Here is a 22,036-nt window from a genome sequence, read left to right as displayed (position 1 = left end):
AAAACAGGAGCACACTCCTGCACACTCACCCGAGAGTCGAGCGGGCACTAGAGGGGTCCCGATTTCGGGGAACCTCTTCCCGGGCCCTGGTGGGGGGTGCCCGACGGGTTCGACTCGGCAGGCTTCCTGGACGCGGCCAAGCGCAACTTCGTCATCCTGCAGCAGGCCTGGGATGCCGCCGACCTGGCCCGTCTGGGCGAGCTGATGACCGATGACATGCTGGCCACTGTGCGAGCACAGCTCGCCGAGCGGGGGGACCAGCCCAACCGCACGGATGTCGTCACCCTGCAGGCCACGCTGCTCGGCGTGGAGGATCTGGGGGCCCACTTCCTTGCCAGTGTCGAATTCTCCGGGATGATCCGCGAGGAAGTGAGCGCTGGCGCCTCGCCCTTCCGCGAAATCTGGAACCTCACGAAAGCCCGCGACGGCCACCAGGGCTGGCTGCTGGCCGGCGTTCAGGCACTGCAGTGAAGCCGCGTCCTCCCTTACTTGAGGGCTGGCTGGCGCAGCCCTCCCAGGGCTAGACTGACCGCGTTGATCCCGATCTTCGGCGCAGGAGATGCGTTCGAGGTCGTCCTGTCGTGGGTTTCGTATTGGACATGAAGACGTTGAACCATTCCCGTCGTTTGACCCCCAGGAAACACACGACAAAGCGCCATTGGCTGCTCTTGCTGTTGGCGTTCCTGTGGGGGCTGTGTACCGGGGTCCAAGCGCAGCGCGCAGAGCACATCCTGGGCCCTGGCGACGTGATCCGGATTGCGGTGTACCAGAACCCCGATCTGAGCCTGGAGACACGCATTTCCGAACTTGGGGAAATCGCCTTTCCCCTCGTGGGGACGGTCCACCTGGCGGGTCGCTCGACCACGGCGGCACAAAGCGAGATCGCACGCCTGTTGCGCGAGGGCAACTTCGTCAACAATCCCCAGGTGAGCGTTCTGCTCGTGCAGGTGCGCAGCGCCCAGGTGTCGATCCTCGGCCAGGTGGCGCGGCCAGGCCGCTATCCCATCGAGAGCGTCAACACCAAGGTGTCCGAGATGATCGCGGCGGCCGGTGGCATCACCCCGGAGGGCGGCAACATCGTGACGCTCACGGGGGTGCGCAACGGCCAGCCCGTCCGGCTGGAGATCGACCTGCCGTCGGTCCTGCAGGGCGGGCGGGCCGACCTCGATGCGGTGGTGGCCAACGGTGACACCCTCTTCGTCGACCGCAACCCGGTCTTCTACATCTACGGCGAGGTGCAGCGCCCCGGGGCCTACCGGCTGGAGCGCGGCACCACCCTGATGCAGGCCCTGGCCCAGGGGGGTGGCCTGACCCAGCGTGGTACCGAACGCGGCATGCGCGTGCACCGCAAGGACGGCAGTGGCAACGTGCGTGTGCTGGAGCTCAAGCTGACCGACATCGTCGAGCGCGACGACGTGGTCTACGTTCGCGAATCGATCTTCTGAGCCTGCACCATGCCGCAACTCACGCCCATCCAGTACCTGCGGATCCTATGGGCCAGGAAGTGGCTGATCTTGGCCGTGTTCACCGTGGTCGCGACGGCGGGCATCTTGTTCGTCCTGAGCTTGCCCAAGCTGTACACCGCCAATGCGACGCTGGTCGTGGAGGTGCGCCCCGATCCGGTCCTGGGGGCCCTTTCGGCGCCATTCAGCATGGCCACCGAGCTGGAGATCCTGCGCAGTGACAAGGTGGCATCGAGAGTGGTCACCAAGCTGGGAATGCAGAATGATCCTGGCACCATCGAGGCCTGGATGAAGGACACCGCAGGCAAGATCCCTCTGGAGCGGCACTTGGCCGGTTTCATCCAGCGCAGCATGACGGTGGAGCCCGTGCGTGGGAGCAATGTGCTCAACGTGAGCTTCAAGCACGTGGACCCTGCGATGGCTGCCGCGGCGGCAAACGCGATCGCCCAGACAGCCATTGATGTGTCCATCGAGATGCGCATCGAACCGGCGCGCCAGTCGGCATCATGGTTCGAAGAGCAGAGCAAGGTGCTGCGCAACGAGCTGGAGGCGGCCCAGGCCCGGCTTTCCAAGTTCCAACAGCAAAAGGGCATCGTGGTCACCGACGAGCGCCTGGACCAGGAGACGGCCCGTTTGAATGCCCTGACGGCCGAGCTCGCGCTGGCCCAGGCGGAACGGCTGGACGCTCTCGGACGCCAACGCAATGCCGGGGACACCTCGCCGGACATCCTCCAGAGCGCTCAGGTGCAGGCCATACGGGGGCAGTTGACGGCCGCAGAAACGCGCCTGAGCGAGATCAGCCGCAACCTGGGTGTGAACCATCCCCAGCGCATCCAGATCGAGGCCCAGATTGCCGAGCTGAAGCAGCAACTCAATGCCGAAATGCAGCGCGTGTCCGGTAGCGTCACGGTGGTCAGCCGGGCCAGTGCTCAGAAGGTGGAGGCCCTGCGCGCGATGGTGGAGGCCCAGAAGCGCCAGCTCCTGGAGATGCGTTCGGCGAGGGATCAAATCGCCGTGCTCATGCGCGATGTCGAGACGGCGCAGCGGGCATACGACACCGTCAGCCAACGCAGCAGCCTGCTCAATCTCGAGAGCCAGTCCAGCCAGTCGATCCTGCGTCTGCTCAGTCCTGCCGTGGAGCCTCTCGAATACACCAGCCGCAAGGTCAAGATCGGCATCCTGGGGTCGATCATGGGAGGCCTGATGCTGGCCATCGGAATGGCCATCGGCATCGAACTGCTCGATCGCCGTGTGCGCGGTGAGGAAGACCTGTTAGGCATCGACGGTGCACAGCTCATCGGCGTGTTGGGGGCCTCGTCGACGGCGACATCGCTGCGTCGATTGGCCTCGACCGGGGGACCACCGGCCCGACCAGCGCTGCCCATGCCGGGGGCTGGCGGATGAAGATGTCGATTTCCGTGGTGCCGACGGTGCCGCGGGTCAACCGGCCCATCGGCGCCATCCTCGTCGATGCGGGTCGGCTTGCTCGAGAGGATGTCGAGCGCATCCTCAACGCGCAAAAGCAAAGAGGCTTGAAGTTCGGCGAGGTGGCCATCCAGATGGGTCTGCTGACGGCCGAGGACGTCCAGTACGCCCTGGCCGAGCAGTTTTCCTTTCCTTACATCCACCCTGCGTCGGAAGGCCTGCAGATCAGCCGGGAGCTCGAGGCGGCCTATGAGCCCTTTGGCCCCGCCGTCGAGCGACTGAGATCCCTGCGCAGTCAGTTGTTGCTGCGCTGGTACAACAAGAGTGAGCGTCGCCAGGTACTCTCGGTGGTCGGGACGCAGCGCAGGGAAGGGCGGACCTACCTTGCCGCCAATCTGGCCGTGGTGTTCGCTCAACTGGGGGAGCGGACTCTGCTGATCGACGCGAACTTCCGCTCGCCCAGGCTGCACGAGTTGTTCTCGCTGCAAAACCGAAGTGGGTTGTCCACCCTGCTGTCCGGGCGATCAGGGCATGATGCGATCGTCCACATCACCGAACTGGCTGGTCTGTTTGTCCTGCCTTCGGGCCCCGTGCCGCCCAACCCTCTGGAGTTGCTGGGGCAACCGGCATTCACCGACCTGCTCATGAATGCCCGTAACAGTTTCGACCTGGTGCTGATCGACACCCCGGGAACTTCCGAAGGTGATGACGCCGTCATGGTCACTGTGCAGGCTGGTGCCGCCTTGGCGGTGGCACGCAATGGCCACACACGGGTCAATGCGCTGCGCGGTCTGGTCGAAGGTCTGGGCCAGGTGGGCGTCGAGGTGGTGGGCACGGTCCTGAACGAAGTCCCCCGGCGCAAGAAGGCGGGGGGCTGAGTCGCGTCACGGTCACCAGTCCCGGTCCGGTTCTCCGATGCCAGAACACCTGCGCGCCCTGGTGGTGATCCTCGGGATCGCCGTGCCGGCCTTCTGGCTGGCCGGCAAGGTCGCCCCCTCCCGGTTGATGAGTCTGGAGGACTTCCGGCGCAGGCGCAATCTCTGGTTCGCGATCACCCTTCTGGCGTTCTTCTCGCACAGCTTTTGGCTGTACATCGTCGTGGCTGCCGCGGTGCTGCTGTGGCAGGTGCCGCGCGAGCGCAATCCCATGGCACTGTACCTGCTGCTGCTGTTCGCCGTGCCGGGTTTCGATCAACCCATCCCCGGCATGGGCCTGGTCAACTTCCTCTTCGACATCAACCATGCCCGGCTGCTCAGCCTGACGATCCTCCTGCCGGCTGCCTTGCGCCTGTCGGCCCGCACACCACCACGGCCTGCGGTCACGCGCATTCCCGATGCGGCGATCCTGTGCTTCATTGCCTACGTGTGCTTGCGGCAGATGGCCGTCGACACGGTGACCAACTCCCTGCGGGCGGGCTTCTATCTGATAACCGATGTGTGGCTGCTCTATTACGTGGCCAGCCGCAGCCTGCGCGACCGGGATCGCATGCGCGAGGCAGTGGCCGCCCTCGTCATCGCCCTGGGCATCCTGGCCGTCATTGCCGTGTTCGAGACCTTCAAGCACTGGCTTTTGTATGAGTCGCTGCGCCCTGCCTTGGGATTGCCGCCGCAGCCCATCCTGGTTTACCTGACCCGCGGAGAAGGAGGAGCCTTGCGGGCCAACGGTTCCGTGTTGAACGCCATTGCGCTGGGCTACACGATGATGATCGGGCTGGCCTTGCTCATCTACCTCCTGCCATCCATCCGGCCCCGCTGGATGGGGCGGGCCGTGGTGCTCGTTTTGTCGGTCGGTCTGCTGGCCTCGTTGTCACGCGGCCCCTGGTTGGGGACCGCGGCCATGGCCCTGGCGGCATCCCTGGTGGGTCAAGGGGCGCTCAAGCGGGTGGTCTTCGCTGGCCTGGTGGGCAGTGTCGCCCTGGGAGCCGTCCTGGCATCACCCTGGGGCGGGACGGTGGTGGACTATCTGCCGTTTGTCGGATCGGTAGAAGCGGAAAACGTCACCTACCGACAGAGACTCCTGGACATCTCGTGGATCGTGCTGATGGAAAACCCGGTCTTCGGGGCAAGGGATTTCTTGCTGCATCCCTTGATGGAGCAGCTCCGGCAGGGGCAAGGCATCATCGACATCGTCAACACCTATCTCGAGGTTGCACTGGCCAATGGGCTGATCGGTCTGGGGCTATTCCTCATCGCCCCGTTGTACGGGTTGTGGCGGGTGTGGTGGTCAGTTCGAAACCTCGATCCGGACGATCTCGAGGCGCTTGCGCTGGGGCGGGCGTTGTTCGGAGGGCTGATCGGTGTGCTGTTCACCATCGCAACCGTCAGTTCCATCAGCGTCATCCCGACACTGCTGTGGTTTGTCACGGCAGCATGCATCGCCTATCTCGGCCTGGGGCCGCGCGAGCCGGTCGCCACGAAGGTGTCGTCCTCGGTGGGCAAGGACGTGCCATGGCACTTTCGGGGGCAGATGATCCGCAGCGAGCGGGCTCTACGGGGAGGCTGACCAATGCATGATGTCCCGAGCCTGAAGGAGGGTGTGTGAGTCTGCATGGAACGGAGGGTCTGAATGCCGATCCGGTGCCCTCCCGGTCCGGCCTGCGTCGTTCGGCCCTGAGTGGAACGGCCTGGACCGCCCTCGGGTTTGCGCTGGCACAGGCTGGGCGGTTGGTCAGCAACATCATCCTGGCGGCGCTGCTCTTCCAGGAGGCTTTTGCGCTGATGGCAATCGTCGGGGCGATCATCCAGGGTCTGGCGATGTGCTCCGATCTTGGTCTGGGGCCCACCGTGGTCCAAAACCGACGCGGGGATCAGCGCGATTTTCTCGACACCGTCTGGACGCTGCAGATCCTGCGCGGAGTCGTCTTGGCCGCGCTGGCGGCGGCTCTGGCCTGGCCAGTGGCCTCGTTCTATGCGGCCAATGATCCCATGGCGCTGGAACTGCGTTGGCTGCTGCCGCTCGTGGCGCTCGGCATGGTCATCGAGGGATTCCAGTCCACCAAGACGAAGACGGCCGCCCGCCACATGGACCTCAAGCGCGTGACGGCCATCGACCTCGGGGCTCAGTTGTGCGGGGTGGTGGTGATGGTGGGCGTCGCCTGGTGGACGCGTTCGGTCTATGCGCTGGCTCTGGGCAGTCTGGTGACGATCACGGTCAACTGTGTGCTGAGCCACTGGATGCTGCAGGGGCCGGCGAATCGCCTGTGTTGGGATCGCCCGTCGGTGTCCGAGATCGTGCGCTTCGGGAAATGGGTTTTCCTCAGCACGGTGATTTTCTTTCTGTCCCAGCAGATCGACAAGCTGGCATTCGCCAAGCTGTTGCCGCTGGATCAGGTGGGCGTCTACGCAATCGCCGCCAATATTGCGATCCTGGCGCCCATGCTGATGGGGCGCATGCAAAATGCCGTGGCCTTTCCTTTGTACTCACGGCTGCTGGAGCGCCAGGAATCGCTGGCCACGGCTGTCGAGCGGTCGAAGCTGCCGATGCTGGGCCTGGGGGCCTATCTGGTGGCCGGAACCATCGCCTGTGCACCTCAGTTCTTTGCGATAGCTTACGATGAACGCTACGCTGATGCGGGACGGTATGTTCCGATCCTGATGGTGGGTGCTTGGCTGGCGATCGTGGAAGGCATGTATGGTGCCGCCTTTCTGGCCAGTGGCCGAGCCCATTGGGTCGCCGCCGCCAGCGCGACCAAGCTGCTGGCTTTTTGCGGACTGCTCTGGCCTGCCATCCACATGGGCGGGCTGACCGGGGCACTTTATGCCTTGGCGGCGGCAGAGTTCCTGCGTTTCATCGTGGTTGCGTTGCTGGGGCGGCGCCTGGGTCTGAGGAATCTTGTGCCCGAGTTGTGGTTCACCGTTCAGGCCCTCGGTGTGGGGTTTGGTGTGCTGTGGCTGGGCCACTGGCTCTGGCCAACAGAGCTGCCGCCTCGCAGTGCCGCGGGGGTGGCTTTGCTCGTGGTACAGGGGCTTCTGGTCACCGCTGCGTTTGCGCCGGTGTTATGGCGCGTGATGCATGTGGTGCGTGCGGCCCGGGCCTGAAGGGGTTTTCCGACATCGTTGCTTCCATGCTGCTGCAAGACTCTGAACGTTGCAATGCCGGACCGCCGAGGCTGGCACCTGGAAAGCCCTTCGACGGGCCCGGTCCCGTCGATGGCCTGAGGACCTCGTGGTCCTTTGAGCCATCCCGCACCAGATGGAGCCTGCGTCTGCACAGGCTCGTGCGAGGGCCTGTGTATGCGAGGCCGCGTCCACCCCATCTCGAACTTCGCCCCGTGGTGTCCAGGCCGCGCTGGGCGGTCTACTTCGTCTACTTGCCCGATGGCCGCTTGCAGGCCAGCCATCGCTTCACGCTGGCAAGCTTGCGCCGGCCAGGGCTGGCATTGTGCGTCGTGTGTGCCACACCCAAGGCCGGGGATGTCCCGCCGGATCTGCATGAGCAGGCCGACGCCCTGTACTGGAAGGGCCTGTCGGGCTACGATTTTTCTGCCTATACCCTCGCGCTGGAAATGGTGGCCCTGCGCTCGCCCGGCGCCGACGTGCTCGTCATGAACGATTCCGTGTTCGGGCCGTTCCAGGACCTGGGGGGCTTCATGGACGCCGCTTCCTGGGACCTGACCGGATTCACCGCGTCGGCCTTGTGCGAGAACCATCTGCAGTCCTACGCCTTCGTGCTGCGGCAGGTGACGCCGGACCGGCTTGAGCAACTGCGCCCGGTGTTTCCTCGGCACAAGGCCTACGATCGCATGGGGGAGGTGGTGCTGTGCCAGGAGTTGCAGCTCGCGCGTGTGGCCGCTCGGCACATGAGCGTGGGGGCCTGGTGGTACAACGATGCTCGGCGTTTCGATGACCCCTGCCTGCAGCGTCCCTTCGAGCTCCTGGACGCCGGGTTCCCTTTCTTGAAGAAGTCTTTGCTGGGCAAGATGGGCGACTGTCAGGATCCCCGGCGCGTGATCGAATATCTGCGCCGTCAGGGGCACCCCGTGGAGGCTTGAACGTTTCCCGGCCTGGTCGGCTCATGCCTGCGCCAGAAGTTGGTGGTCCCGCATCCGATAGACGAAGAAGATCTCTCGGGCCCGTACGGCCCGCCGTACATAGCTGAACGTTCCCATGTGGGCGCGCAACAGGGCATCGCGCGCCTCCCAGGCGGCCGACAACAGACCCCACTCGCGCCGGCGCGTGATGGACGGAGGCGAGCGCCGCATGTCATGCATCGCCTCGATGGCAAAGAGTTTGTCGATCTGATCCTGAGGCTGCAAAGGATGCGAGTGAAAGCTGCGCAGCGCTGCCATGGCTGCGGCGTTGGGCGGCAGCGTCACATCCATCCGTGGGGGACCGCTGGGCCAACGGGCGCTTTGAACCGGGTGATTCACGTACAGGAAAAGGGACCCGTCCTGAGGCTCGGCCTGTGCAAGGGCTTCGATCAGGGCCTGGGTGGTCATGCGATGGTCGATGTGAGCATCGAGCTGCGGATGAGGAGCAACGATGATGCGGGGCCTGACGGTCCGGATCAGGTGGACCAGATCAGCGACCAGACTGGTCCAGCAGGGGCGGGCGCCCGGCCGCAGCAATCCGGGCACGAGGGCGCGCCGCTGGGCCTGGAAGTCGATGCAACCCGCCTGGGATGGTCCGTGGTCCCGCTCGGGATGGGCGCGCATCGATGCCAGCGTCTCGTCGTAGTATCCGAGGTTGGCGACCCGGTCCACGCCCAAACCTGCCCACAGCGGGACGGTCAGGCTGTCCCAGACGCGCAGGCGGCTTTTGAGGTCCCTCTGACGAGCTGGGTCGGGTTCGATGTGACCATAGTTGGCCCCCCCCGCATCGCCAGCCGTGATGGTGACGACGGTGGCGTCGGTATGGCGGTACAGGCCGTAGGCGGCGATTTCCGCATCGTCCGGATGGGGAGCCAGCACCAGCGTGCGTTCACCGTGGACGGGAGGCTCGGGGAACACGAGGAGTTCGGCTGCGCCCGACCAGCGCATCCCCCGGACATGGCAACGAACTTCAAGGCCCTTGTGCCCCGGTTGCAGCAGTCCGCTGACATCGAGGTAACGTATCCCTTGAATACCTCGATCGAATGCGAATTGGCAGGTTGCGCCCTCATCGCGCACCAGCTTCAGCCGGGGGCCCTGCCAGCGACCGAGGGCGTTGGTTTGAACCGGCAAGCGCAGCAAGGCCGAGGACGCTCCCAGTGCCGATGGGGGCAGGTCGAACCCATGAGGCTGCAGCCGCAGAGCGTGAACCTGCAGGCCGGGGACATCGAAGCTGTAGAGATCGTCCGTCGGAAGGCCGCCGTCAGCAAGGCAGGCAGCTTCAACCGAGGGTAAGGTCTTCGCGGAGGACGTCGAGGCATTCATGGGAGATGCGTTCTCAGCAGGCCTGCCAGCCTGGCCGCCGCCGTGTGCTCGCTGTAGCGGGCTTCAAAGGTTTCCCTTGCGGCCTGGCCCATGCGCTGAACCAGGGACGGGTCCTGCACGAACCGCTCCAGGTAGTGGCAGCAGCCTTCGGTCAAAGTTTCCAGGGCTTCTTCGTAGCTGGGCCTCGGTGCGGGATTCAGCGCGACGATACCTTTCCACCGGCCATCGGCATCGACCGGCAGGGCAATGTTGAACCCGCACCGGCCATGCTCCACGATCTCGGGGAGGGCAAAGATGTTGCTGGTGATGACGGGCAGGCCCAGCCCCATCGCCTCGATGGCCACCCACCCCAGGGATTCGTCCAGGGATGGAAAGGCGAACACGTCGCAGCCCGCCATCAGCTTCAAGACTTCTGCGTTGTCGAGCGCGCCGTGATACTCGACCCAAGGCAGACCTTGCAGCCGCGCCCTTGTGGCCTCAATGTCCTGGTGATCGTCGGACATGATGCCTGAACGTTGCAGTTCGCTGACGACCAGCAGGCGCACGTCGGCACCCTGCTTGCGTAGGCGGTCCACCGCCGCCATGACGGCAGCGCCTCCCTTGTGCCAGAACAACCGCCCGACGAAACCGACGGTCAGGCAGGCCGGCGCGGCCTGCAGGTGTCGCTGCCTGGCATCACGGGCTTCCTGGGGGATGGACACCCCACCGCTGAAGGCGACGAGTTTGCGGGAGATCGGGTCGCGCAGGCCGGCGGGTAAGCGTGCGCTCAGGTGTCGGCGCGCCGCTTCGCTCAAGGGCATCAGCAGGCGGCAGTGGTCCGAGGCCATGCATTCCAGGGCTTCCTTCAGGGCACGTTCGGAGACTTTCCCGAAATAGCGTGGATATTCCATCTCGATGCTCGACACCCAGGGAAAACGGGCCACGCTGATGCCGTTGAACAGATGCACGGCGTCAACGACGGGACGGGTCAGGAAGTCGTAGCGATGGGCCCAGTGGGCGGGGCTCCAGGGCAGTCTGTGCAACGGCAGGCGTCGCACCCGCCTGTAGCGGATGTGGTGCGCCGCCAGAGGCAGGTCATGGCTGACCCGTCGCGTGCCATAGCAGGTGCTCGGATAGCCGATCGTCAGTTCGCAGGTCGAGGAGCTTGGCATCGGGAAGTGACAGGGCGCGGCACTGCGTGCTGCTCATGGGCCTTCGCACCGCGCGAGGCTTGCTGGAGTATCGCAACTCCAGCCGACCTCGATCCAGCCGGCGACTGGCGTTGGTGGCGTCCCAATGGGGGGGGGAACCCTCAACTGAGGGGGGAGGAGGGGCCGCTGCGACGCGAATAATTGCCTATGGCCCGTCGCGGTTGCCGTGGTGGCCTTGTGACACACAGGTGCAGCTTGCGAGGCCGATCTTTGTTCCTGTGGCGCATCCCCGAAGCCCTCCTCTGAGCGGAAGTTCTCATGTCGAATCCCTGGCGTTGTGTCCTGATTGGTTCCGAATCCCTGCTCATGCAGTGTGCACAGACGTTGATGCTGGCGGGCCACCAGGTCGTGGCGATTGTGACCGGCCGCAAGTCGGTGAGGCGTTGGGCGGCAGACCAGGGGATCCGTGTCCTGACGCAGGCCGATGAGCTCGTGGCTGCGAGCGACCTCCAGCCGATCGACTATCTGTTCAGCGTTACCAACCTGTCCGTGCTGGCCGAACCCGTGCTGTCCCTGCCGCGGCGGGCCGCCATCAACTTCCACGACGGCCCGTTGCCCGAGTACGCGGGCCTGAACACGCCGGTGTGGGCCTTGCTCAACGGAGAGCGGGAGTACGGCATCACCTGGCATCTGATGACGGGCCGGGTCGACCAGGGGGCGATCCTGGTGCAGCGTCGCTTTGCCATCGACGAGCACGAGACGGCCCTGAGTCTCAACACCAAGTGCTTCGAGGCCGGGATCGCCGGCTTCGAGGAACTGATGAGTCTGCTGGCTGCCGGGGATCTGCCCACACGCCCGCAGGACACGCCGCCACAGCGCTATTACCGTCGCAAGGACCGCCCCGCCTCGGCCGGGTCCATCGCGTTCGACCAGGAAGCCGCAGCCGTTGCCGCCTTCGTGCGGGCCCTCGATTTCGGCAGCTATGCCAACCCCGTGGGGATGGCCAAGTTCGTCCACGACGGGCATCTGGTGGGCGTGTCGCAGGCTCGCGTGCTGGCATCGCGGTCGGGGCAAACCGCCGGGACGGTGCTGGCAGTGGACGGGCTGAGCATCACGGTGGCCACTGCCTCGGAGGACGTGCAGTTGCTCGGGCTGTGCGATGCGCTGGGGCGAGCGCTGGAGGCCCCCGTCGTGCGGCCTGGCGTGCGCCTTCAGGCCCCCACGGGGGAGCAGGCCGAACGCCTGTCCCGGCTCGATGCTGAGGCCAGTGCACACGAGACGTTCTGGGTGGAACGGCTGGAGTCGCGCGATCCCGTGGAACTGCCTTACATCGATCGCAGCAGGGAGCCGGCGCCGCCAGCCTATCAGCATTGGGATGCCGCGCTGCCGTGGCACCCGGAGCCGGGGGGCGGTGCGGACGAGGTGGCGGCGGCCGTGGTGGCCCAGTTCGCCCGCCTGGCCGACCGCGAACGCTTCGACCTGGGCTATGCCGATGCGCAGGCCGGTCAGCGCCGGGCCGAGATGCGGCCATGGTTTGCTCCACAGGTGCCCTTGCGTGCCACTGTGGACTTTGCCCAGTCCTTTGCAGCGTGGCGCACCGCCTTCAGCAGCGAACTGGCCGAGTTGCGTCGTCGTGGCAGCTACCCGGCGGACCTGATCGCGCGGTCGGTCGAACTGAGGTCTCTGGCGGCATCGGCCGGGGATCCCGGCATCTTTCCGGTGGCGATCGAGATCGTGCCCTGCCTGGACGAGACACGCGCCCTGCCGGGCAGCGAGTGCACCGTGGGCATCACCGAGGATGGTCGGCAGGTACGCTGGCTCTTCGATGCTCACAAGCTGTCGCAGGCACGGGTGGGCGAGATGCAGGAGCAGTTGGAGGTGCTGCTCAAACATGCACGGATGCATCCGCAGTGTCCTTTGGGCGAACTGCCCCTGCTGAGTGATGCCTGGAGGGATCGCGTGCTGGGCCAGTGGAATGACACTGCGTCTGCGGTGCGCGCCGATGCCTGCATCCATCATCTGATCGCGGAACAGGCCGCCCGCACGCCCGACCAGGTGGCCGTGATTTGCGAGGATCAGTCCCTGTCCTATGCGGAACTCGATCGCCGCTCGAACCAACTGGCGCGGCGCCTGACCCAGCTCGGTGTGCGGCCCGATGGACTGGTGGGACTGTTCGTCGAGCGTTCGGTCGAGATGATGGTGGGGCTGCTGGCAGTGCACAAGGCCGGCGGAGCCTACGTGCCGCTGGACCCGACCTATCCCCCCGATCGCATTGCCTACATGATCGAGGACGCCAAGGTTCCGGTGCTGCTGACCCAGGAGCGTCTGCGCGACGATCTCCCTCCCCACCGCGCCGCCGTGCTCTGCCTGGACAGCGACTGGCCGTCCATCGCGACGGAATCGGCCGAGCCCTTCGACGGGGGGGCGCAGCCCCACCATCTGGCCTATGTGATCTACACCTCGGGATCCACGGGCCGCCCCAAGGGCGTGATGGTCGAGCACCGCAATGTGGTCAACTTCTTTGCCGGCATGGACCGCCACCTGGGCACCGAGCAGCCTGGCACCTGGATGGCGGTGACCAGCCTGAGCTTCGACATCTCGGTGCTGGAGCTGTGCTGGACGCTCGCGCGCGGCTTCAAGGTGGTGATCTCCTCCGATGAAGACCGCAGTGCCGCCTCGCCTGCCCGGGGCCCGCATGCGCACCGCCCGGTGGATTTCAGCCTGTTCTATTTCTCGAGCGATGAATCCGAAGGGGAGGGCGACAAGTACCGCCTGCTGCTGGAGGGCGCGAAGTACGCCGACCAGCACGGCTTTGCGGCGGTGTGGACGCCCGAGCGCCACTTCCATGCCTTCGGCGGGCTGTATCCCAACCCGTCGGTGACCAGCGCGGCCATCGCAGCCATCACGCAGCGGGTGAAGATCCGTTCGGGCAGTGTGGTGCTGCCGCTGCACCACCCGGCGCGCATCGCCGAGGAATGGGCGGTGGTGGACAACCTGTCCAAGGGGCGCGTGGGCATTTCCTTCGCGTCGGGCTGGCAACCCAACGATTTCGTGCTCAAGCCCGAGAACTTCGCGAAGAACAAGCAGGTGATGCTCGAGGGCATCGAGACGGTGCGCAAGCTCTGGCGCGGCGAGGCCGTGAGCTTCCCCGGCACCACGGGCCAGCCGGTGGAGGTGCGCACGCTGCCGCGCCCGGTGCAGGCCGAATTGCCGTTCTGGGTGACCTCGGCGGGCAACCCCGAGACCTTCATCGCGGCCGGCCGGCTGGGCGCCAATGTGCTGACCCACCTGCTGGGGCAGTCGGTGGAGGAGCTGTCCGACAAGCTGGCGGCTTACCGGAAGGCCTGGAAGGATGCTGGCCATCCGGGTGAAGGCCATGTCACCTTGATGCTGCACACCTTCGTCGGGCCCGATGAAGCGACCGTGCGCGAGAAAGTCCGCCAGCCGCTGATCGAGTACCTGCGCAGCTCGCTCAACCTCGTCAAGCAATACGCCTGGTCCTTCCCGGCCTTCAAGCGCCGCGAGGGCATGGATGACACCAGCGCCAACATCGACCTGCAAAGCCTCAGCCATGACGAGATGACGGCGCTGCTGGAGCATTCTTTCCATCGCTACTACGAGACCAGTGGACTCTTCGGAACGCCGCAGACTTGCCTGGCGATGGTGGATCGCCTCAAGGGCATCGGTGTGGACGAGATCGCCTGCTTGATCGATTTCGGCGTCGACTCCGAGTCGGTGCTGTCGCACCTGGAATACCTCAACCAGTTGCGCAAACTGTCCGCGCCACGTCGCGTGGCCTCGGGCGACTACTCGCTGGCCGCACAGATGGAGCGCCATGCGGTCACGCATCTGCAGTGCACGCCCTCGATGGCGCGCATGCTCACGCACGACGACAAGGCCGTGGCGGGTCTGAAGAAGCTGCGTCGCATGATGGTGGGGGGCGAGGCCCTGCCGCCCTCGCTGGCGCGCGACCTCAAGGCGCTGATCCCCGGCGTGCTGATGAACATGTACGGGCCGACCGAGACCACGATCTGGTCGGCGGTGCAGCCGGTGGATGCTGTGGATGGCATCGTGCCGCTGGGCCGGCCGCTGGTGAACCAGGAGATCTACATCCTCGACCGACGCCAGCAGCCTGTACCGGTGGGCGTGCCCGGCGAGCTGGTCATTGGCGGCAAGGGCGTGGTGCGGGGCTACCTGCATCGCCCCGAACTCACGGCCGAGCGCTTCCTGCCGCACCCCTTCCGCGGTGCGGCCGGCGGGCGGGTCTACCGCACCGGTGACCTGGCGCGCCAGCGCCCCGACGGCACGGTGGAATTCCTCGGGCGCCTGGATCACCAGGTCAAGGTGCGGGGCTACCGTATCGAACTGGGCGAGATCGAGGCCCGGCTGCTGAGCCACCCGGCGGTGCGTGATGCGGTGGTGGTGGCGCGCGAGGACAGCCCGGGCGATGTGCGCCTGGTGGCCTATCACGTGCCGCAGGCGGGCCAGACGCCGGCTGTGGCCGAATTGCGCGACCATCTGCGTGCTGGCCTGCCCGAGTACATGGTGCCGTCGCACTTCGTCTCGCTGCCGGCCTTGCCGCAAACCCCCAACGGCAAGATCGACCGCAAGGCCTTGCCGGCACCCGACAGCGGTCCCGCCCCGGCACCGGCGGCCAGCTTCGTGGCGCCCACCAGCGACCTGGAAGAGTCGATCGCCGCGATCTGGAAGGACGTGCTCAAGCTCCCGCAGGTCGGCACGCGCGACAACTTCTTCGACCTCGGCGGGCACTCCCTGCTGGCTGTGCAGGCCCATCGCCGCCTGCGCGAGGCCCTGGGGCGCGATCTGTCGATCACCGACATCTTCCGCTTCCCGACGATCGAGAGCCTGAGCGCCTACCTGGGCCAGGACGGCGCCGACGGCGCAGCCGCCCAGCAAGGTCGCGACCGTGCCCAGGGCCGCCGGGCGGCCCTGCAGCGCCGTCAGGGCCTGCGCACGGCCGCCACCACGGACCAGGGCGTCTGAGCCTGGATCGACCGCTTCTCCTTGGACTGAACGCATGAACGACACGTCTTCCGCCGGCTTTGACACCGACATCGCCGTGGTGGGCATGGCGGGGCGCTTTGCCGGCGCGCGCAATCTCGACGAATACTGGCGTAACCTGCGCGACGGCGTGGAGTCGCTGACCCGCTTCACCGAAGAGGAACTGCTGGCCGCCGGCGTCAAGCCGGCCCAGTTGCGCAACCCGAACTATGTGCCGGTGGGCGCCGTGCTGCCCGACATGGAGATGTTCGACGCCGCCTTCTTCGGCTTCAGCCCGCGTGAGGCGGCCATCATGGACCCGCAGCACCGGCATTTCCTCGAGTGCTCGTGGGAGGCGCTGGAGAACGCCGGCCACACGCCCTCCCAGTTCAAGGGTTCGATCGGTGTGTTCGGCGGATCGGGCCACAACGCCTACATGCCCTACAACCTGCTGACGAATCCGCAACTGGTCTCGTCGGTGGGCTTTTTCCTGATCCGCCACACCGGCAACGACAAGGACTTCCTGACGACCCGGGTGTCCTACCTGCTCAACCTCAAGGGCCCGAGCGTCAATGTGCAGACGGCCTGTTCGACCTCGCTGGTGGCCATCCACCTGGGCGTGCAAAGCCTGCTCAACGGTGAATGTGACATGGCGCTGGCCGGCGGGGTGACGATCGAGCTGCCGCACCGCCAGGGCTATGTCTACCAGGAAGGCGAGATCCTGTCGCCCGATGGTCATTGCCGTGCCTTCGATGCCGATTCGAAAGGCACGGTCTTTGGCAGCGGCGTGGGGGTGGTAGTGTTGCGCCGCCTGGCCGATGCCATCGCTGATGGCGACCACATCCACGCGGTGATCAAGGGCTCAGCCGTCAACAATGACGGCTCGATGAAAGTGGGCTACATGGCCCCCAGCGTCGATGGCCAGGCCCAGGCCATTGCCGAGGCGCTGGCGATCGCCAACGTGCCGCCCGACACCATCACCTACGTCGAGGCCCATGGCACCGGCACGCCGGTGGGCGACCCCATCGAGATCGCCGCGCTGACCCAGGCTTATCGAGAAGGCACCGACAAGACCGGCTACTGCGGCATCGGCTCGGTCAAGACCAACATCGGCCACACCGACACGGCTGCCGGCGTGGCCAGCTTCATGAAGGTGGCCCTGGCGATGCAGCATGGCCAGCTGCCGCCCTCGCTGCATTTCGCCAAGCCCAACCCGGCCTGCGAATTCGAGCGCAGCCCCTTCTATGTGAACGCCACGCTCAAGGACTGGACGCCGCCGCCGGGCGTGCCGCGCCGGGCCGGCGTCAGCTCGCTGGGCGTGGGGGGCACGAATGCCCATGTCATCCTCGAAGAGGCGCCACCGCGCCAGCCGTCCGGCCCCTCGCGCGAACATCAGTTGCTGATGCTTTCGGCCAAGTCCCAGGCTTCGCTGGATGCGAACACGGCCGCGCTGGCTGCACACCTGCGCGAGCACCCGCAGATCAACCTCGCCGATGTGGCCTACACCCTGCAGGTGGGGCGCGAGCCAATGAAGCTGCGCCGCATCGTCGTGGCTCGCGATGCCGCCGACGCCGCCCAGGCACTGGAGGCGATGGATCCGCAGCGCGTGATCAGCCTGCCCGGGGCCATGGGCAGCCACAGCCTGGCGTTCATGTTCGCCGGCGGCGGCGCGCAGTATCCCGGCATGGGGGCTGACCTGTATCGCAGTGAGCCGGTCTACCGCCAGGCCGTCGACGAGTGCCTGGCGCTGCTGGCCAAGCGCAGTGGCATCGACTACAAGGGCCTGCTCTTCCCGCCGGTCGGCCAGGAAGAGGACGCGGCACGTCGACTGGAGCGGCCCTCGCTGGCCCTGCCGCTGCTGCTGACGACGCAGTACGCGCTGGCCAGGCTCTGGATGTCCTGGGGCCTCACGCCCTCGGCCATGATCGGCCACAGCATGGGCGAGTACACGGCGGCCCATCTGGCCGGGGTGTTCAGCCTGGAAGATGCGCTGACCTTGGTGGAGCTGCGCGGCCGCCTGTTCGAGACCCTGCCCGAGGGCGGCATGCTCAGCGTGCCGCTACCCGAGGCCGAGGTGCAGGCGCGTATCGGCCCGGAACTGTCGATTGCCGCGGTGAACGGCCCCTCGCTCACCGTGGTGGCCGGCCCGGTGCAGGCCATCGAGGCGCTGCAGCAGGCCTTGCAGGCCGAAGAGATCGAAGCGGCCCGCGTTCGCATCAACGTGGCGGCGCATTCGTCGATGCTCGAACCCATTCTCGAGGAGTTCGGCGCCTTCTTCCGCCGTGTGGCCATGAAACCGCCCACGTTGCCCTTCGTCTCCAACCTCTCCGGCACCTGGATCACCCCGGCCGAGGCGACCGACCCGCAGTACTGGGTGCGCCACCTGCGCCATACCGTGCGTTTTGCCGATGGCCTGCAGGAGCTGCTGAACGACGAAAGCCGCATCCTGCTGGAGGTGGGGCCCGGTCGCACGCTGTCGTCGCTGGCCCGCCAGCACAGCGCGCGCAAGCCGCAGCAGGTGGTGCTGAACTCGTTGCGCCATCCTGACGAAAAGGTCGATGACCAGGCCTATGTGTTAGGCATCCTGGGGCGCTTGTGGGCCGCGGGTGCACCGATCGACTGGGCGCGTTTCCGCCAGGGCGAGCGACGGCTTCGCCTGCCGCTGCCCACCTATCGCTTCGACCATCAGCGCCACTGGATCGAGCCCGGCCTGTCGCTGCAGGCCGCCCCGACGCTGGAGGAGCGCCTGGCCCGCCATGAGGACATGGCCGACTGGTTTTACGAGCCGGTGTGGAAGCGTTCGGCTCGGCCCCAGCCCGAGCCGCTGGCGGGGCCGGTGCTGGTGTTCGAGGACGAGGCCGGCCTGGGCGAGGAACTGGCCCGCCAGCTGCGCGAGGCCGGCCAGGTCGTCACGCGTGTGCGCCCGGGCAAGGCCTATGCCCAGCGGGGCGACGGCAGTTTCACGATCACGCCGGACGCGGCGGGCGATTACGACCGCCTTTTTGCCGCTTTGCGCGCCAGTGGTGCGCTGCCCAGCCGCATCTTCCACCTGTGGTCGGTCACCGGCGATCGCCGGCTCGACAGCAGCTTGAAGACGGTGGACGAGCTCCAGCGCCTGGGTTTCTACAGCCTGCTGCAACTCGCGCAGGCCATCGGTCGGGAGGACCTGGGCGAGCCGATGCGGCTCGCGGTGGTCACCGACCGGCTGCAGCGCGTCGGGGCCGAAACCGGCCTCATGCCGGCCAAGGCCACGGCGGCGGCGGTGTGCCGCGTGATCTCGCAGGAGTTCCGCCACATCCGTTGCTGTGCGGTGGACGTGCAGGTGCCCCCCCGTGGCTCGCGACAGGCCGTGCGGCTGGCGGCCGATGTCGCGGCCGAACTGGCGGCGCCGCCGTCCGACGAGGTGGTGGCGCTGCGCCTGGGCGAACGCTGGCTGCAGGATTTCGCGCCGGTGCGGCTGGAGCGTCCGGCGCCCGGCCGGGCCGGTTTGCGCGAGCGTGGCGTCTACCTGATCACCGGCGGTCTGGGCGGTGTGGGCCTGGCCCTGGCCGAACACCTGGCGCTGTCGGTGAAGGCCCGCCTCGTGCTGGTGGGCCGCTCCGGCCTGCCGCCGCGCGAGGGCTGGGCCGAGTGGGTTCGCGAGAAGGGCCCGCGCGAGGCCACCAGCCGGCGCATCCGCCAGGTGATGGCCCTGGAATCGCGCGGTGCCGAGGTGATGGTGGCTCAGGCCGACGTCACCGACCTCGTGCAGATGCGCCAGGTCGTCAAGCAGGCGGTGGCGCGCTTCGGCGCGTTGCACGGCGTGCTCCACACCGCGGGCGTGCTCGACGATGGTGTCATCCAACTCAAGGAGCCAGGGGCCGCTGCTGCGGTTCTGGCGCCCAAGGTCCAGGGCACGCTCACCCTCGATGCGGCGCTGGGCGACCTGCCGCTGGACTTCCTGGTGCTGTTCTCGTCCATCAGCTCGTTTGCCGGCCTGGCCGGGCAGTTCGACTACGCCGCGGCCAACGCCTTCCTCGACGCCTTCGCCCAGGAGCGCACGGCCCGTGACGGCCGCTACACCGTGGCCATCAACTGGAGCCAGTGGCAGGAGGTCGGCATGGCGGCCGAGCTGGCACGTCGGCTCGGTATCGGGGCCTCCGAGGCCGCGCAAGGCGAAGGGGTGCCGGTGGATCACCCGCTGCTGGACCGCTGCCTGCTGGACACCGACGACGAGCGCGTGTACAGCACCCGCTTTGCGGTGGAGCGTCACTGGCTGCTCGACGAACACCGCATCCGCGGCGGCCAGGCTCTCATTCCTGGCACCGGCTACCTGGAAATCGTGCGGGCTGCGGCGATGCAGCACCGCGAGGCGCGCACGCTGGAGCTGCGCGACGTGACTTTCCTGTCCCCCTTCATCGTGCGCGAGGGCGAGGAGCGCGAGCTGCAGGTGCGGCTGCGGGCGCTGCCGGGCGGGCAGCATGACTTCGCGCTGCGCAGCCCCGCGGGCGGCGGCGACGAAGCCGGCTGGAACGACCATGTGCGCGGCGAGGTGGGCTATGTGGACGCCAAGCCGCCGGTGGCTCAGGCGCCGGCCGCCATTGCTGCGCGTTGCACGGTGCGCGCCCAGCACTTCCGGGGCGATGAGCAAGCGGTGCACCTACAGTTCGGGCCTCGCTGGAGCAACCTGCGGCGCATCGACTTCGGCCAGGGCGAGGCCTTGGCGATGCTGGAGCTGCCTGAGGCCTTCACCGGCGACCTGCTGCAGTTCGAGTTACACCCGGCCCTGATGGACCTGGCCACGGCCGGGGCGCAGTCGCTGATCCCGGGCTTCGACGAGGCGCGTGACTTCTTCGTGCCGGCCTCTTACGGCTGCCTGCGGGTGTTTGCGCCCCTGACGGCCAAGGTATACAGCCATATCCGCCTGCGCCCGCCCACGCAGGCGGTGGCGCAGTTTGCCGTCTACGACGTCACGATCATGGACGAAAGCGGCCGTGTGCTCGTGGACATCCGGGAGTTCACGATGGTCCGCGTGCGCGACAAGGCTTTGCTCGACGCTTTGCCAGCCTCAGGCGCTGCAGCGGGGCAGCGGCCGCGTGCCACGGCCAACAAGGTTCTGGAGATGGGCTTGTCCGAAGGCCTGCGCAGTGCCGAGGGCGCCGAGGTGCTCGAGCGAGTGCTGGCCGATGGCCGCCTGGCCCAGGTGGCCGTCTCGCCGCAGGATCTGCACGCCACTCTGGAGAAGCTGCGCACGCCCGTTTCGCCTGCGCCTGCAGCCTCCGAGCAGGCCGATGAGTCCCGCGCCGACTGGAAAGCCCCTCGCACCGAAACCGAGCAACTCATTGCGCAGATGTGGGGTGAGATGCTCGGTGTGGCCAAGGTCAGTGCCAGCGACAACTTCTTCGACCTGGGCGGGCATTCACTGCTGGCTGTGCAGGTCATCAACAAACTCAAGCGCAAGACCGGCAAGCAGTTGCCCCTCACCGCCTTGCTCGAGGCTCCCACGGTGGAGGCCCTGGCGGCATTGATCGAACCCCCACCACCGGACGCCGCGGCGGGCGAGACGAACCCGGGCGACAGCGCCGCGCCGGCCGCGCGCGTGCCCGGCGATGCCGTGCCGGCCCTGCCCAGGACGGTGGTGCGCATCCGTGCCGGCGGCGACCGGCCGCCGATATTCTTCGTGCACGACGGCAAGGGCGAGACACTGCTGTATCGCACCCTGGCCCTCAAGCTCGATGCGGGCCATGCGATCTACGGCCTGCAACCCGAGATGCGCCATGACGGCAGCTACGTGCACACCCGCATCGTCGACATGGCCGCGGCCCATGTCCGTGCGGTGCGCAGTGTTCAGCCCGAGGGGCCGTACCTGCTGACCGGCCTGTGCGCGGGCGGCGTGATCGCCTTCGAGATGGCGCGTCAGCTCGAGGATGCGGGACAGCGAGTCATCTTCGTCGGCATCATGGATGCCGCGGACGTGCATGCCCAAGAGCGTCCCTTCCGAGTGGCCCAGAATCGGATCCACCGCTTCCTGGGCACGCTCAACGATCCGAGTGCCGGCTCCACGCTGCAGCGCATCGGCAGGGCCGTGCCGAAGATGCTGGCCAAGACCCGAAACCTGGCGCTGTACGAGGTGCAGTCCCGGTTGGAGCGCTTCCACAACGCACGCAAGGTTCGGGCCATGCGCGATCAGGCCGAGCGCGGCGAAGTGGTGTCGCCGGTTGCGGAAGAGGACCATGGGCTGGACTTCCTGAAGATGTACGAGGTGGCCCACAGGGAGCATCAGCCCCAGGGGGTGTTCCGCGGCGGGGATGTGGTCGTGTTCCGTGGTCTGCAGGGTGATGGGAGTCAGGCCGATGAACCGTACAAGAACATTTACAGCGACCCCCAACTGGGATGGGGGCCTCGCGTCGAGAGTGCGTTGAGCGTGATCGACGTACCGGGTGGCCATACGAGCATGCTGCAGGAGCCTCATGTCGGCGTGCTGGCTGGGCAGTTGCAGCGATGCATCGATCGAGCCATCTCACGTCATGGGGTGCAGCGCGACCGAGGGCAACCCGAGGACGATTCACGGGCGGCCGACGCTCCTGTCGTCGCACGGCGTGGCGAGCCTCAGCCGGCCGAGGTGGAGTGATGGGCTTGCAGCCTGTACCGGCCACTGCCGTGGAGCCGGGGGAAGGACGTTCCAG

10 protein-coding genes and 1 pseudogene are annotated in these 22,036 nt (G+C 66.8%); 9 read left to right on the top strand and 2 right to left on the bottom strand.

Annotated elements, in window-relative coordinates; translation table 11 throughout:
- Positions 1-90 precede the first annotated feature (90 nt).
- The 7 genes and pseudogenes from ACK42S_RS01470 to ACK42S_RS01440 all read left to right on the top strand — a co-directional run.
- Positions 91-471, top strand: a pseudogene (locus ACK42S_RS01470) (Tim44 domain-containing protein); the annotation flags it as partial.
- 128 nt (positions 472-599) lie between these two features.
- Positions 600-1,445 carry a polysaccharide export protein EpsE gene (epsE, locus tag ACK42S_RS01465; RefSeq protein WP_409702514.1) on the top strand — a complete coding sequence of 282 codons (846 nt, stop codon included), beginning with the start codon at positions 600-602 and terminating at the stop codon, positions 1,443-1,445.
- A gap of 9 nt (positions 1,446-1,454) precedes the next feature.
- Entirely contained in the window at positions 1,455-2,867 is a 1,413-nt protein-coding gene (gene epsF / locus ACK42S_RS01460) for a chain length determinant protein EpsF (RefSeq protein WP_409702512.1), read from the top strand.
- A 2-nt stretch (positions 2,868-2,869) separates the two neighbouring features.
- Positions 2,870-3,766, top strand: coding sequence for a chain length determinant protein tyrosine kinase EpsG (epsG, locus tag ACK42S_RS01455; protein ID WP_409702510.1), 897 nt, complete (start codon positions 2,870-2,872; stop codon positions 3,764-3,766).
- Positions 3,767-3,803: 37 nt separating this feature from the next.
- Positions 3,804-5,390, top strand: a complete 1,587-nt coding sequence (locus tag ACK42S_RS01450) for an O-antigen ligase family protein (RefSeq protein WP_409702508.1) — start codon at positions 3,804-3,806, stop codon at positions 5,388-5,390.
- A 35-nt stretch (positions 5,391-5,425) separates the two neighbouring features.
- Positions 5,426-6,925, top strand: coding sequence for an oligosaccharide flippase family protein (locus ACK42S_RS01445; RefSeq protein WP_409702506.1), 1,500 nt, complete (start codon positions 5,426-5,428; stop codon positions 6,923-6,925).
- Between the two features lie 236 nt (positions 6,926-7,161).
- A complete protein-coding gene (locus ACK42S_RS01440) occupies positions 7,162-7,878 on the top strand; it encodes a hypothetical protein (RefSeq protein ID WP_409702504.1) in 717 nt (238 codons plus the stop codon).
- A gap of 21 nt (positions 7,879-7,899) precedes the next feature.
- Here ACK42S_RS01440 and ACK42S_RS01435 read toward each other — a convergent pair whose 3' ends face one another.
- Complete coding sequence (locus ACK42S_RS01435; RefSeq protein ID WP_409702502.1) at positions 7,900-9,240, bottom strand: PIG-L deacetylase family protein; 1,341 nt, start codon at positions 9,238-9,240, stop codon at positions 7,900-7,902.
- Positions 9,237-10,145 carry a glycosyltransferase family 4 protein gene (locus tag ACK42S_RS01430; RefSeq protein WP_409702500.1) on the bottom strand — a complete coding sequence of 303 codons (909 nt, stop codon included), beginning with the start codon at positions 10,143-10,145 and terminating at the stop codon, positions 9,237-9,239. The genes ACK42S_RS01435 and ACK42S_RS01430 overlap by 4 nt, the downstream gene beginning before the upstream one ends.
- Positions 10,146-10,736: 591 nt before the next feature.
- On the opposite strand from ACK42S_RS01430, the gene ACK42S_RS01425 reads away from it, so the two are divergent.
- Both ACK42S_RS01425 and ACK42S_RS01420 read left to right on the top strand, forming a co-directional pair.
- Positions 10,737-15,374 (top strand): MupA/Atu3671 family FMN-dependent luciferase-like monooxygenase, encoded by a 4,638-nt coding sequence (locus tag ACK42S_RS01425; protein WP_409702498.1) that lies wholly within the window; start codon positions 10,737-10,739, stop codon positions 15,372-15,374.
- A 34-nt stretch (positions 15,375-15,408) separates the two neighbouring features.
- Positions 15,409-21,981 carry an SDR family NAD(P)-dependent oxidoreductase gene (locus ACK42S_RS01420; protein WP_409702496.1) on the top strand — a complete coding sequence of 2,191 codons (6,573 nt, stop codon included), beginning with the start codon at positions 15,409-15,411 and terminating at the stop codon, positions 21,979-21,981.
- Positions 21,982-22,036 lie beyond the last annotated feature (55 nt).

This window comes from Caldimonas sp. (genome assembly GCF_046289365.1).
Taxonomy (GTDB): domain Bacteria; phylum Pseudomonadota; class Gammaproteobacteria; order Burkholderiales; family Burkholderiaceae_C; genus Caldimonas.
This window is presented reverse-complemented; position numbering and strand designations above follow the sequence as displayed.